This window comes from Ruegeria sp. AG7 (assembly GCF_056541545.1).
The window spans coordinates 25,718-39,379 of record NZ_JBQFYP010000014.1; the positions used below are offsets into that span (position 1 = coordinate 25,718).

Below are 13,662 nucleotides of genomic sequence, written 5' to 3' on the forward strand. Positions count from 1 at the left end.
TTGGACGGTTAAATTTGGTCGCTCGGCCCATGGACGTCAGGTGGGTGGTGAATTAACGTCGCCCCGAACCCAGATATCCCTGACCAACAGGTGCGAGGTAGCATTATGGATTATCACAGCCCCGCCAGCTTTGCCGAGGCTTCGGCTCTGGCCGCAAATGCGACGGGCATCACGCGCTTTCTGGCGGGCGGCACCGACGTTTTGGTGCAGCTGCGCTCGGAGTTGGTGACGCCTGATACGCTGATCGACATCAAGAAAATCAACGGTGTACACGACATTACCCGCAATGCTGATGGAAGCTGGACGTTGGGAATTGCCGCAACCGGTGCCGAAATGAGCGAGCATCCCGAGTTGGGTCGTGACTGGCCCGGTGTGGTCGAGGCGATGGACCTGATCGGATCAACCCAGGTGCAGGGGCGCGCAACACCGACCGGTAACCTGTGTAACGGCTCACCTGCGGCTGATTCCGTGCCCGCCATGGTCGCAGCTGGTGTGACTGTTACCGTGACCGGCCCGGACGGCACTCGCGAAGTCGCGGTCGAGGATATTCCGACCGGCCCCGGTAAAACCTCGCTGGCCAAAGGCGAGCTGATCTCGGCGGTCAATATCCCGGCACGTGGCGAAAACGGCGGCGATGCCTATCTGCGGTTCATCCCCCGCACCGAAATGGACATCGCTGTGGTTGGCGTTGGTGTGAACCTGCGTCTTGACGGCGACACCATCACTGAGGCCCGTGTATCACTGGGCGCCGTGGCCCCGACCGTTCTGCTGGTCGAAGACTGTGCCAAGGCCATTATCGGGAGCGCGCTGGATGATGCGGCCCTGGAAGCGCTGGCCGCCGCCGCCTCTGCCGCTTGTAACCCGATTGACGACAAGCGCGGCACGATCGCGTTCCGTACCGAGGTCGCAGGCGTTCTGGCAAAGCGCGCTGCAAAAATTGCCTATGCCCGCGCGAAGGGAGAAGACGCATGAAAAAGTTCCACGTAACCACCACCGTGAATGGCGATGCGGTCGAATACCTGTGTGATCCGCGTGAAACCCTGCTGGATTGTCTGCGTGACAAGCTGAACCTGACAGGCGCGAAAGAGGGGTGTGGCACCGGCGATTGCGGCGCATGCTCGGTCACCGTTGATGGCCGCCTGGTCTGTTCATGCCTGATGCTGGGTGTGGAGGCCGAGGGTAAGCAGATCGAAACCGTCGAAGGCATTGCCGACGGTGATATTCTACATCCGCTGCAAAAGAAGATGATCGAATACGCCGCCCTGCAATGCGGCATCTGCACGCCGGGCATTCTGGTGGCGGCCAAGTCTCTGCTGGAGAAAAACCCGAACCCGACCGAGGAAGAAACGCGGTATTGGCTGGCAGGCAACCTCTGCCGTTGTACTGGATATGACAAGATCATTCGCGCCGTGATGGATACGGCGGCTGAGATGCGGGAGGCGTCGTAATGGCTCTGGACGATCGTAAATCAGATTTCACTTTTGTCGGCACCCGCCCCAACCGCCCGGACGGTCTGGACAAGGTGACAGGTCGCGCCAAATTTGGTGCGGATGCCTACGCCCCGGGAATGCTGCATGGCGCGATTCTGCGCTCACCTCATGCGCATGCGCGGATTGTGAAGATCGACGCGTCGAAAGCCGAGGCACATAAGGATGTCAAAGCTGTTGTAACGCGTGCCGACTTTGCTGACGTGCCGTTCAAACCCGGTCTGGAAGGCGAATTCTATAACGTTCTGGAAAACGTTATGGCCGGTGAGAAAGCGCTATATGACGGGCACGCGGTTGCAGCGGTTGCTGCGACTTCGGCATTGGCGGCTCGTGACGCGCTCAAGCTGATCGAGGTCGAGTACGAAGTGCTGCCCCACGTCACCGATGTGGATAAGGCGATGGCACCGGATGCGCCTGTCATCCGCGAAGGAGCTGCGGATTATTCCGTGCCGGAAGGAATGCACCCGAACGTTGTCCGCTACCATGAAAGCGGTCACGGCGATGTCGAGGCCGGATTTGCCGAAGCTGATCTGGTCATCGAAGACAGTTTCGTCACCGAAGCGACGCATCAGGGTTATATCGAACCGCACGCTTGTTTGGCCATATTGGGTAATGACGGTATGGGTGAGTTGTGGTGCACGACGCAGGGGCATTGGATTGCGCAGAAAACCTGTGCCGCGCTTCTGGGGATCGAAACCTCGCAGTTGCGTGTCACTGCGTCTGAGATCGGCGGAGGGTTTGGCGGTAAGACAACCGTTTTCATCGAACCCGTCGCATTAGCGCTCAGCCGTAAGGCCAATCGCCCGGTCAAGCTTGTGATGACCCGGTCCGAGGTGTTCCGGGCTACTGGTCCGACTTCGTCTGCCTCGATGGACGTCAAAATCGGCATGAAGAAAGACGGCACGATCTCGGCGGCTCAGGGCATCTTCCGCCTTCAGGGCGGAGCCTTTCCCGGCGCGCCGGGCGACATGACTGCCATGTGTGCCTTTGCGCCGTACAACCTGACCAACGTCAAGCAGATCGGCTATGACGTTATGGCCAACCGCCCAAAGCAGGCAGCGTACCGCGCGCCGGGTGCACCGATGGGTGCCTTTGCGGTCGAGTCGGTGATTGACGAGTTGTGCAACAAGCTGGGTCTCGACCCCGTTGAGGTACGCCTGAAAAACGCCGCGCATGAGGGCACGAAGGCCAGCTATGGACCGACCTACGAGCGCATCGGTCTTGTCGAAACGCTAGAAGCAGCCAAGGCGCATCCTCATTATTCGGCTCCGCTGAAGCCGGGGCAGGGGCGCGGTATTTCCTGTGGCTTCTGGTTCAACCATGGTGGCGAGACCAGCGTGTCGCTTGCCTTGTCCGAGGATGGCTCGGCTCAGGTGATGGTCGGAACGCCTGATATCGGTGGTTCGCGCGCATCGATGGCCCTGATGGCGGCCGAGGTTCTGGGCATCCCGTATGAGAATATCCGGGTGACCATCGCCGATACGGCCACACTGGGCTACAATGACGTAAGCCATGGCTCTCGCGTGACCTATGCGTCAGGGCTGGCAACTATCAAGGCTGCGAGGCACGCGGTCGAGAAACTGTGCGAACGGGCTGCGGCCAAATGGGGCATCCCGGTTGATGCGGTGAAATGGGAAAACGGCTGTGCGGTGCCCTCGGGCCCGAATGCAGGCGATTTCGATCCGATGCCGCTGGCCGATATCACCGCTGATATGGGCCGAACCGGTGGTCCGATCTCGGGCCATTTCGAGGCAACCCCCGAAGGTGCTGGCGTGTCCTTTGGCACCCACATCGTCGATGCCGAGGTTGACCCGGAAACCGGTAAGACCAGTGTGACCCGCTACACGGTCATTCAGGACGCGGGCAAAGCGATCCACCCGACCTATGTCGAAGGCCAGTATCAGGGCGGTGCCGCGCAAGGTATCGGCTGGGCTCTGAACGAGGAATATATCTACGGCGAAGACGGTCGATTGCAGAACTCGATCTTTCTCGACTACCGCATCCCGGTGGCCAGCGACCTGCCGATGATCGACACCGTGATCGTCGAGGTTCCGAATCCGGGCCACCCGTTTGGAGTTCGCGGTGTGGGCGAAACGGGTATCGTGCCGCCACTGGCCGCCATCGCCAACGCTGTGTCCAACGCGGCTGGCGTGCGAATGAAGCGGCTGCCGATGTCGCCGCCACGCATTCTGGCCGCTCTCAAGGGCAATGGTTGAGGTTCACCTCTGGTCCGGCCTCCGGTCACTGACCGGGGGCCAGCAGGTGGTTGAGGTCGAGGCCAAAACCACCGGAGAGTTGCTGCGTGCGCTCGTGCGTGCGTATCCGCAGCTTCAAGCACCCATCGACGCTGGCGTATCTATCGCTGTCGACGGGCGCGTGATCGCGACCGGGCTGACCGAACCGATTCCCGAAGGCAGTGAAGTCTATTTGATGCAAAGGCTGAGGGGCGGTTAAGCGTCAGGCGACCAAGGCTCGCGCCCGACCATTCGGTCTGCTTCGGCCGTGATATCGTTCATGTGTTGTTCGAGACTCAAACGCAGCGTTTCTATTTCGTCTTCGCTGGCTTTCCGCGGAACTGTTTCTGTCCATTCTCGGCACAGAAAAACCCCCTCGTTACCCCATGGGCGGGGCATCAAAAGATGATCCCATGTTCCTGCTTCTCGCCCATGTTTCGCCGAAAAGGTAATACCAAAAACACGTTTACCCGATGTTCGCGCCCAAACCAGCGGAACCGTCGACAAAACCCGCTCTGGCCCACGGGGGCCGTCCGCCGCTATGCCAATGGATATCCCCTGTTTCATTTTGCCTAATACCTGTCGCGACAGGGCGACATGGCGTGCCTTGCTGGCCATGGCAATGGTGTCCATTCCAAACAACTTTTGCACGCGACCCACCATGCTGCCAGCCCGCGCAGAAGATGTAATCGAACAGATGCGCCCCTTGTCCAGCGGGAAAAAATAAGGCGACTGCGCCAGCCGTTGATGCCAGAGAACAACGATGACCGGCTCACCCTGTTCAGCCAACTGGTCCAGTTCTTCATAGCCGATGCGCTGCCAACGTGTGTTGCGGTGTACCAGCCGAATATAATTTGCAATCCGACGCGCCACCCAGTTTAGCACAGCTTCGCTGTCTGCAATCTTCTTACGGAGGTTCACGCCGGGTTCCTTCTGCTAACCGGTCCTTGTCTTAGCGCACCACGCATTTTGCGCAACTTGTTTGTCCGGACATTTCGTGGATCGGAATCTGAAAAAGCCTCTTGAGTCCGCCGCGCGGCTGGCATATCTGGGGCTCACTACAGGGGTATAGCTCAGTTGGTAGAGCGACGGTCTCCAAAACCGTAGGTCGCGGGTTCGAACCCTGCTGCCCCTGCCATTGAAATTGTCCGAATACTAAGTTGTGATTTCCAAGGATGAACGGGTTTCAGCCTTTGAGTTCGCTATACCTGTCTTCAGCTATTTCGCGCTTGGATCAATACTAGTCGCAGCATTGGCTTCGACAACACTGCTACAATGGCGCGAGGCCATCGTGACCTGTTGTTATCTTTTGTTGGCACCTGTTTTTTCGTGCGGGCGTACCGCATCCAGTTTTTCAGCCCACATATTCTGATATTCTTGAAACACCGCTGGTTTGTCTGAGTGGAGCGCCATCAATGCACACGCGGCCCACATAGCGACATCGTAATCCGAGTCGGTCTTTTTCAGTAATTGCGCATTCAGTGCAGCGGCTTCTGATGTCGAAGGTTTATGCATTGCCATCGGACCCCTTGTGCCAACTGATACTGTTATTTGCAATCGTCCTGTCACGGACATTCCCAAAACCGACAGGTATCACTATGTGGGTAGTACAGTGAATGGGCTGGAAACAAGGCGTTAACGTGTCGTTAACTTTTTGCTGGGGTTCTTGTCCATAAGAGTGTTCATGTGACCGGTTCAAAGGTGAACTAAATCACAGACCAATCACTAGAATCCCGCTTTACTTGCAACTGTTACGAGTTGGCGCTCACGTTCGGTACATGACGCTGTTTTGTTTTTCCCTCCTGTGGCCGGGGCGCGCTTGTGGTTGAGCGCGCCCTTCCTATGTCCGAATAACTAGGTTGCCGTCGATGCCGGTTCTGAGGCGGTAATCGAGGTTTCCTTGGGTGGGCGATTGACTTATTGTCCGGCCACGACGCAATCAGCCGGATGAGGATATATGTCGCGTTTTGATGGATATTTTCTGCGGCAATTGCTGGTTTTATTCGGCTTCTTCACCCTCGTCCTGGTGGGTGTCTTCTGGATCACCCGTTCTGTCAGCCTGTTTAACAAAGTCATCAGCGGTGGCCAGTCCGCTATGGTGTTTCTTGAATTCACCGCGCTTACCCTGCCAACGCTTGTTCGTACGGTTATGCCGATGGCGGTATTTGCGGCTGCCGTCTATGCGACCAACAGATTGAGTCGCGAAAGCGAGATGACAGTGATGCTGGCAACCGGGTCAAGCCCGTGGCGACTAGCGCGGGCCGTTGTTTTGTTCGGTGTGATCACCGGTCTGATGATGGCTGCCATCAGTGTGTTCCTGCGCCCTGCATCGGTCCAACAATTGGAATACCGGCAAGCCGAAGTAGCAGGAGATGTGACAGCGCAGTTGTTGAATGAAGGCGAATTTCTGCACCCCGCCGAAGATGTTACGGTTTACATCGGTGGCATCGATTTGGACGGTACGTTGCACGAGGTGTTCGTATCCGATCGGCGCGACCCGGAAAACGCAGTCAGCTATTCCAGTGTGACGGCCTATCTGGTCAATAACGACGCGGGAATTCATCTGGTGATGGTCGACGGGGTGGCGCTGCGCCTGAACAAGGCGGGCAGGGTTCTCTCCTCGACCCTGTTTCAGGACGCATCATACGACATTTCGCAACTGACGAACGCAAGCCCGTTGACGAACCGCAGCCTCGAAGCCATTCCGACCTCTGATCTGATCCTCAACCGGGATACGATTTCAGAAACCGAGGGGTTCAGCCAGGGTAAGTTGATCGAAGAACTGCATCAGCGATTTTCCTGGATAGCCATTTGCATCGCCGTGTCGCTGGCGGGGTATTCAACCCTGATGCTGGGCAGCTTTTCACGGTTTGGATTGTGGCCTCAGATTTTGGGTGCCTTTACCATTCTTGTGCTGCTTGAAGGCGTACGCGGGTTTGTGTCCCCGGTTGTGATCGATGACCCGAAGCTTTGGGCACTGCTTTACCTTCCTGCCGTTATGGGTATGTTGATCTCGTGCTGTTTTCTGCTTGTCGCAGGTCGTCCGCTTATGCGGAAACGTGCGCGCGGGTCCGAGGTCATCCCAACACCCGCTTGATTTCAGGTTCGAAGTTCTTCCAGACAACAACGAATGTCGTCGAATTCTTCGCGATCGCCACGGGCGACCAAATACATCGGCAACGGCAGGCTTACACTGTCTTCGACCCGTTCGAGCGCACCCGAAGCCAGATGTTGCGAAATGACGTAGTCGGGGAAGTAGCCGCATCCGCCTCTTTGCAGGACATATCGTAGCGCCATCATGCAATTGCCAAGAAACAAGGTCTGCCCTGAGGCGCGTCGCACAGCCGATCTAACGTGATCCTGGTAGATCTCTCCAAGTTCAAGATTGACGAAGACCAAATCGTTTTCTGCCGTTGCTGCTTGCGGGGTTCTGACGAGGGTTAGAAGCTCCGGTTCCAGTTCGTGATAGGTGACGCGTCGGTCTGATGGCGTTTCATGCGTGATCGCCACGTCCAGCACATGGGTCGCCACAGCTTCAACCATGTTCAGATCGTGATCGTAATTCAGTGTCAGCAGCAGTTTGTCAAAGCGCTGTTCGAACCGAACAGCCAGATCCACAAGCAAAGGGTCCCAGATGCTGAGCTGACCACCCAACCGAAGTGCCGGGCGGTTTTGCGTCTGCAACGGTAAGTCGCGCGACGCGAAGGCCCAAAGGGACAATATTTGTTCTGCATACGGTTTGAATTGTCTGCCAAATTCGGTCAGCGCTGTACCACCGGCGCCGCGGGTAAACAGTGGTCTGCCGGTTTCTTCTTCGATCAGATGAATGCGCGCGCTGACGGCCGTTTGAGTCACATTCAGCTTACGGGCAGCGGCATGAAAACCACCCGTTTCAGCCACACATAGAAAGGTTTCCAAAGCTTTGGTTCGCATACCGAGAGTATTTTTTGATCATTGTGATAAAATCAATTCATTTTTTTGAAGTTGCGACTCGTAATATTGTCGACTTCAGGGAACACGCCAAGGGATCAGCCATGCTGGACAAAAGCCACAAACCGACCTGGACCAGTTTTGAGAATGCCACCAAGGCCGACTGGGACGCCGTTATGGATTATGAAGAGGCGTATAATGCGGCTCTGCCGGATCGCATCCTCGACGCTATTCGGTCGTTGGACGAGGAATGGACACCCTATCCGGTCAACCGGTATCAGCACAGCCTTCAGGCCGCGACCCGGGCTTATGAGGATGGCGCGGATGAGGAGTTGGTGGTCGCCGCTCTGATCCACGATACCGGCGATATTCTGTCACCCTACAACCATGGAGAGCTGTCAGCGGCGATGATGAAGCCGTATGTCAGCGAGAAAACCTATTGGATACTCAAACACCATTGCGTGTTTCAGGGTTACTACTACAACCACCACCTTGGCGGCGACCGCAACGCGCGCGACAAGTATCGCGACAGCCCCCATTGGGAAGACTGTCGCTATTTCTGCCATGAATATGATCAGAAGGCGTTTGACCCAGACTATCCGACGAAACCGCTGGAGTTTTTTGAACCCATGCTGCGCCGCATCCTGAGCAAGGGCGAAGGCCATATGGAGCTGAACGAAACTGCCGAAGATTAACAGGCGGCCATCAGGCGATAGACAATCTGAGCTGTGGTGAAGTCCCAGGCGGCATTGCCGTCCGGGGCCAGCTCAACCACGTCGAAGCCCACGCATCTGCGTCCCTTGAGCGCGTGTTCGACCAGTCGCAGTGCCTGATAATAGCCCAACCCACCGGGCACCGGTGTTCCGGTGGCGGGCATCAGCGATGGATCCAACCCATCAACGTCGAAGCTGACATAGACCAGCTCGGGGAAGTCTGCAGGCAGGTCAACCGAATGGATGTTACCTGTCACCAGTTCCTCGGCATCTACGTGAAAAACGTGGTTTTTCAGTCGGCTTTGGGCCTCTTCAGTTGAAAAAGCGCGTACACCGAACTGGGCCAGCCGCACACCTTCTTCGGCAAGCAGGTGCATCACTGAGGCGTGGGAGTGTTTTTCGCCCTGATAAGCGTTGCGCAGGTCGGCATGGGCGTCGATCTGGACGATGCCGATGGGTTGGTTTAGCGCACGGGCTACACCTATTACTGCGCCATAGCTGAGGGAATGCTCGCCGCCCAAAGTGACCGGCACCTTTCCGGCCCGAATTGCAGCCTCGGTGCGGTGCGCAAGGCGTTCCATCACCTCGGGCAACGGGCCGTCACAATTCAGCGGTTCTTCGGTGAAAATCCCTTCGACACAGGGCTCCGCGTGACCGGTGATGCGTTCCAGTTCATTGCTGGCCTCGATAATCGCTTCGGGGCCGTTGGCCGTGCCGGAACCGTAAGAGACCGTGCGCTCCAAAGGCACCGGGATCACGCGAAAGCGGGCATCTTCGGTGCGTTCGGATGTGGTCAATTCGCTGTCGAGAAAAATGCTCATGAGAGTCTGTCCTTGAAGTCGTCATATCCGAACTGCCGGATGATCTTCAGCTCGTCCGTTTCGCTGTTCCACAGGGCGATTGTGGGCAAGGGGACGCCATTGAAGGTGTTTGTCTTGACCATCGAGTAATGTGCCTGATCGAGGAAGGCAAAACGCTGTCCGATCTCCAGCGGCTTGTCCCAGGTGTAGTCGCCAATAACGTCACCCGCCAGACAGGACGGGCCGCCAAGGCGATAGGTATGGCCTGTTTCGGCCTCATCCATCAGGGCAGGGCGATAGGGGGCCTCGATCACGTCGGGCATGTGGCATGTGGCCGAAATATCGGTGATCGCGAGGTTCATGCCGTTGGTCGGCAGGTCGAGGATTTCACCGATCAGAACACCTGCGTCCAGCGCCACAGCCTCGCCGGGTTCGAGATAAACATCAATGCCATAGGTTTCGCGAATGTCCTTGAGGAAGGCCACCAGCCCGTCGCGGTCATAATCGTCGCGGGTGATGTGGTGGCCACCGCCGAAGTTCAGCCACTTGAGCTGATCAAGGCACGGTTTGAGCTTCGGTTCGACAGCGTCCCAGGTGCGCTGCAAAGGCGCAAACCCTTGTTCACAAAGCGTATGCATGTGCAGCCCGTCAACACCGCGCAGGGTGTCGGCGGTCAGTTGGATGACCGGTGTGCCAAGGCGCGAGCACGGGGCGCAGGGATCGTATTTCGGAACCTCGCCTTCAGAATGTTCCGGATTAATGCGCAGGCCAACGTGCACTTTGGCGGCTTGGGTTTTGGCGAGAAACCGATCCTTTTGGGCAGGGGAGTTGAATATGACGTGATCGGACAACGACAGGATTTCGTCGAAATCCGCGTCTTTGTACCCGGCGCAGAAGGTGGCGACCTTTCCGCCATATTCCTCGCGGCCCAGCCGGGCCTCATAGATACCCGAGGCGCAGGTGCCCACAAGGTGTCGGCGCACCAACGGGGCCAGTGAGAACATTGAAAACGCCTTGAGCGCGCTGAGAACATGCGCGCCGGAACGGGTTCCGACATCAGCGAGGATTTTCAGGTTCCGTTCAACCGCTTTTTCGTCGACCACAAAGCAAGGGCTGGGTACACGGGAGAGGTTGAAATTGCGGAAGGCACCGGCGTCTCCGGCCTGTGTGGTCATCATGTCGGACATAACCGGCGTCTCCGTTTGGTGGAGAGGCCGGGGGCGCTGCCCCCGGACCCCCGGGATATTTAGGGCCAGATGAAGCTGAAGCGGATCAGAAGGTGACCGGGCCGTCGAGTTCATGGACCTGCCATGGCAGGCCATGTTCGTTCAGCATGGCCATGAAGTCGTCCGGGTCGAGCTGTTCCATGTTCCATACGCCGGGCTCGGTCCAGTTGCCTTTCAGCACCTGCGCCGCGCCGATCATGGCGGGGACACCGGTGGTGTAGCTGACGGCCTGGCTGCCGACTTCCGCATAGCATTCCTGATGATCGCAGATATTGTAGATGTAATAGGTCTTCTCGCCTGAGCCATCCTTGGCCTGACCTGTGGCGATATCGCCGATGCAGGCCTTGCCCTTGGTTTCCGCGCCCAGATCACCGGGATCAGGCAAAAGGGTTTTCAGGAATTGGATCGGAATGATTTCCTTACCGTTATGCATCACAGGGTCGATGCGGGTCATGCCTACGTTTTCCAAGACCTTGGCATGCATGATATAGGCGTCGCCGAATGTCATCCAGAAACGGGCACGCTCGATCTCGGGGAAGTGGGTCGAGAGCGATTCCAGTTCCTCGTGATACATCAGGTACATGTTCTTGGGGCCGATGGCGGGGAAATCGAACTCGACCTTGTGAGTCATGGCGGGAGAATGTTTCCATTCGCCGTTTTCCCAGTGGCGCACTTCGGCCAGTACTTCGCGCAGGTTGATTTCGGGGTTGAAGTTGGTGGCAAATTCCTGATCGTTCGAACCGCCATTGGCATCAAGCACGTCGATCTGGCGGATGGTGTCCAGCTTGTGCTTTTTCAACCATTTGGCAAAGACCGATGTGACCCCGGGATCGAAGCCCGAACCAAGGATGGCTGTCAAACCGGCCGCCTTAAACCGTTCCTGATAGGCCCATTGCCAGTGGTATTCGAACTTGGCCTCGTCCTCGGGCTCATAGTTCGCGGTGTCAACGTAATGAATGCCCGCCTCAAGGCATGCGTCCATCAGCACCAGATCCTGATAGGGCAGGGCGAGGTTTACGAGGATTTCAGCACCAGTTTCCTTGATCAGCTTTACAGTGTCTTCGACCTTGTAGGCGTCCAACTCGGCGGTCGCGATATCAACGCCCACACGGTCTTTCACCGACTTGGCGATAGTGTCGCATTTCGATTTCGTGCGGCTGGCCAGCGTGATTTCGGTGAAGATATCTGAATTCATTGCCATCTTGTGCACGGCAGCGTGGGATACGCCACCTGCGCCGACAACCAGTGTTTTGCCACTCAAAGTTCCCATGGGGGTGATCTCCTCTCAGGGGTTATTCGTAATAGGTGTAACCATTGATCGAGTCGCGGTAAGCGCTCATCAGGGTTTTGCGGTCCTTGGCTTTCAGGGTGCCGGTCGAAATCGCCTCATCCACCATTTTGCGGAAGGCGGCGACGCAATCCTGCGGGTCGAATTCGACATATGACAGAACCTGGCTGATCGTGTCGCCCTCTTGTTCGTGCAGCAGGTCAAAGCCACCGTCCCGACGCAGGTCGATGGTGACGACGTTGGTGTCACCAAAGAGATTGTGCAGATCGCCCAAGGTCTCTTGATAGGCGCCGACGAAGAAGACACCCATGAAGTATTCGTCCTCTTCGGGCAGGGAATGCACCGGCAGGCTGGGGGAAACACCGTCGGCCAGAATGAACCGGTCGATCTTGCCGTCGCTGTCGCAGGTGATATCGGACAGCACGGCGCGACGGTCGGGGATCTGGTTCAGATATTGCAACGGCACGATCGGGTGCAGCTGGTCGATGGCCCAGACATCTGGCAACGACTGGAACAGCGAGAAGTTGCAGTGATAGATATCAGCAACCTTTTCAAGCTGGTCATTCAGGTCCGTTTCCAGATCCTCTGACGCGGCCAATGCCTTGAGCCGGGCCATCAGCGACAGGTATATCCGTTCGGCCCGCGCCATCTGACGCAGGTCGACATAGCCGCGACGAAACAGGGCGCGCAGCTCGTTACGATAGAAGGTGGCGTCGTTCCAGCATTCCTGCAGACGGTCGCGGGAGAGGTATCCGTGCACCGCGGCGAGGTCCGAGACCAAGTGGTGGTCATCCGGATCAACCTCGGGGCCATTGGGCGCATCGTAAAGCGTGCTTTCGAGCACGTTGAAGACCAGCATCGAGGACGTCGCCACCACCGCGCGCCCACTTTCCGTGACCAGTGTCGGATGGCCCACCTCTGCCTCGTCCATGGCGTAGGCCACGGTTTCGACGACATTGGCGCAGTATTCTTCGACCGTGTAGTTGATCGAGTTTTCGGCAGCTTTCTTTTCGCCGGTGTAATCGACCCCCATGCCGCCACCCAGATCCAGGTGAGTCAATGGAACGCCTTCGCGAGTGAGCTCGGTGTAATAGCGACAGGCTTCGCCCACAGCGCGGCGCACATCGTTGACATCCTGAACCTGGCTGCCCAGATGTGAATGCTGCAGCTTGAGGCAATGCAGCAAGCCTGCGTCTTTCAGCTTGTCTACCGTGGCGATAAGCTGATCGGTGTTCATCCCAAAGGCCGAGCGGTCGCCCGAACTTTCTTCCCATTTGCCGCTGATCTGGTTGGTCAGCTTCACCCGAACACCGATCAGGGGCTCGATGCCCAGTTCGTTGTAAACTTCTATTACCGTGTCGGCCTCTTTCGGGCTTTCCAGAACGATGACCGTGTTGAACCCAATCTTGCGGCTTAGAATCGCCAGTTGGATGAACTCGGCATCTTTGACGCCGTTGCACACGATCAGCGCGTCAGGGGCCAGACGATGGGCCAGCGCAATCACCAGTTCGGGTTTGGAGCCTGCCTCGAGCCCATAGTTATATTTCTTCCCAAACTCGACGATCCGGTCAACAACCTGGGCCTGTTGGTTTACCTTGATCGGGAATACGCCGCGATAGCTGCCATTATAGCCCACGCGCGTAATCGCATCTTGGAAACTTTCGTTCAGATGGGCGATTTCGTGTTCCAGATAAGACGCGACTCGTAGGACCATCGGTGCCTTGATGCCGCGGTCGTCCAGATCGCTGAGGATACCGGGCAGGCTGATCGCCGCTGTCTCGGGGGCCATGGGATTGCGCAGACCGATCTCGCCCTGTTCGGTCACCTCGATGAGGCCTTTGCCCCATTTCTCAACTCCGTAGATGGAATGCGGTGCGTCGGGCGTCTGTTTCAATCAAGTCGGTCCTTAACGTAGGGTGCCAGTTTCGCGCCCGCCAATACGGCAGCAGTTTGATTCTTCCAAGTGTAAACTATCTGATTGGGG

The 13,662-nt window shown here is 57.3% G+C and carries 13 protein-coding genes and 1 tRNA gene; 7 read left to right on the plus strand and 7 right to left on the minus strand.

Translation table 11 applies throughout. The annotated features are described in order from the left end of the window. Window positions 1-105 precede the first annotated feature (105 nt). From ACR0BF_RS16380 to ACR0BF_RS16395, 4 genes are read left to right on the plus strand one after another with little or no spacing between them, the layout of a single operon-like run. Window positions 106-972, plus strand: coding sequence for an FAD binding domain-containing protein (locus ACR0BF_RS16380; protein ID WP_480625329.1), 867 nt, complete (start codon window positions 106-108; stop codon window positions 970-972). Then, complete coding sequence (locus ACR0BF_RS16385) at window positions 969-1,448, plus strand: (2Fe-2S)-binding protein (RefSeq protein WP_209504694.1); 480 nt, start codon at window positions 969-971, stop codon at window positions 1,446-1,448. The genes ACR0BF_RS16380 and ACR0BF_RS16385 overlap by 4 nt, the downstream gene beginning before the upstream one ends. Next, a complete protein-coding gene (locus ACR0BF_RS16390; RefSeq protein WP_480625330.1) occupies window positions 1,448-3,703 on the plus strand; it encodes a xanthine dehydrogenase family protein molybdopterin-binding subunit in 2,256 nt (751 codons plus the stop codon). The genes ACR0BF_RS16385 and ACR0BF_RS16390 overlap by 1 nt, the downstream gene beginning before the upstream one ends. After that, window positions 3,696-3,941, plus strand: a complete 246-nt coding sequence (locus tag ACR0BF_RS16395; protein WP_480519045.1) for a MoaD/ThiS family protein — start codon at window positions 3,696-3,698, stop codon at window positions 3,939-3,941. Before ACR0BF_RS16390 ends, ACR0BF_RS16395 begins: the two co-directional genes overlap by 8 nt. Here the strand turns inward: ACR0BF_RS16395 and ACR0BF_RS16400 are convergent. Continuing rightward, window positions 3,938-4,642: a lysophospholipid acyltransferase family protein gene (locus ACR0BF_RS16400; protein WP_480475628.1), complete on the minus strand. Its 705-nt coding sequence runs from the start codon at window positions 4,640-4,642 to the stop codon at window positions 3,938-3,940. The genes ACR0BF_RS16395 and ACR0BF_RS16400 overlap by 4 nt on opposite strands. A 141-nt stretch (window positions 4,643-4,783) precedes the next feature. On the opposite strand from ACR0BF_RS16400, the gene ACR0BF_RS16405 reads away from it, so the two are divergent. Beyond that, a tRNA-Trp gene (locus tag ACR0BF_RS16405) sits at window positions 4,784-4,859 on the plus strand. A gap of 164 nt (window positions 4,860-5,023) precedes the next feature. Here ACR0BF_RS16405 and ACR0BF_RS16410 read toward each other — a convergent pair. After that, window positions 5,024-5,242: a hypothetical protein gene (locus ACR0BF_RS16410; protein ID WP_480487675.1), complete on the minus strand. Its 219-nt coding sequence runs from the start codon at window positions 5,240-5,242 to the stop codon at window positions 5,024-5,026. A gap of 436 nt (window positions 5,243-5,678) precedes the next feature. On the opposite strand from ACR0BF_RS16410, the gene lptF reads away from it, so the two are divergent. Beyond that, a complete protein-coding gene (lptF, locus tag ACR0BF_RS16415; protein WP_480625331.1) occupies window positions 5,679-6,818 on the plus strand; it encodes an LPS export ABC transporter permease LptF in 1,140 nt (379 codons plus the stop codon). Window positions 6,819-6,820: 2 nt separating this feature from the next. Here the strand turns inward: lptF and ACR0BF_RS16420 are convergent, their stop codons facing one another. Beyond that, entirely contained in the window at window positions 6,821-7,654 is an 834-nt protein-coding gene (locus ACR0BF_RS16420) for a LysR family transcriptional regulator (RefSeq protein WP_480553980.1), read from the minus strand. A 101-nt stretch (window positions 7,655-7,755) separates the two neighbouring features. Here ACR0BF_RS16420 and ACR0BF_RS16425 point away from each other — a divergent pair, with 101 nt between their 5' ends. Next, window positions 7,756-8,346, plus strand: a complete 591-nt coding sequence (locus tag ACR0BF_RS16425) for an HD domain-containing protein (protein WP_480605317.1) — start codon at window positions 7,756-7,758, stop codon at window positions 8,344-8,346. Here the strand turns inward: ACR0BF_RS16425 and speB are convergent. The 4 genes from speB to speA all read right to left on the minus strand — a co-directional run bounded on the left by speB (window position 8,343) and on the right by speA (window position 13,572). After that, window positions 8,343-9,185 (minus strand): agmatinase, encoded by an 843-nt coding sequence (speB, locus tag ACR0BF_RS16430; RefSeq protein ID WP_480605318.1) that lies wholly within the window; start codon window positions 9,183-9,185, stop codon window positions 8,343-8,345. The two genes, ACR0BF_RS16425 and speB, sit on opposite strands and share 4 nt — an antisense overlap. Further along, window positions 9,182-10,351 (minus strand): carboxynorspermidine decarboxylase, encoded by a 1,170-nt coding sequence (gene nspC, locus ACR0BF_RS16435; protein WP_480625332.1) that lies wholly within the window; start codon window positions 10,349-10,351, stop codon window positions 9,182-9,184. Before nspC ends, speB begins: the two co-directional genes overlap by 4 nt. Before the next feature lie 85 nt (window positions 10,352-10,436). After that, window positions 10,437-11,660, minus strand: coding sequence for a saccharopine dehydrogenase family protein (locus ACR0BF_RS16440; protein ID WP_480605321.1), 1,224 nt, complete (start codon window positions 11,658-11,660; stop codon window positions 10,437-10,439). Between the two features lie 22 nt (window positions 11,661-11,682). Next, window positions 11,683-13,572: a biosynthetic arginine decarboxylase gene (gene speA, locus ACR0BF_RS16445; protein ID WP_480625333.1), complete on the minus strand. Its 1,890-nt coding sequence runs from the start codon at window positions 13,570-13,572 to the stop codon at window positions 11,683-11,685. Between the last annotated feature and the right edge of the window lie 90 nt (window positions 13,573-13,662).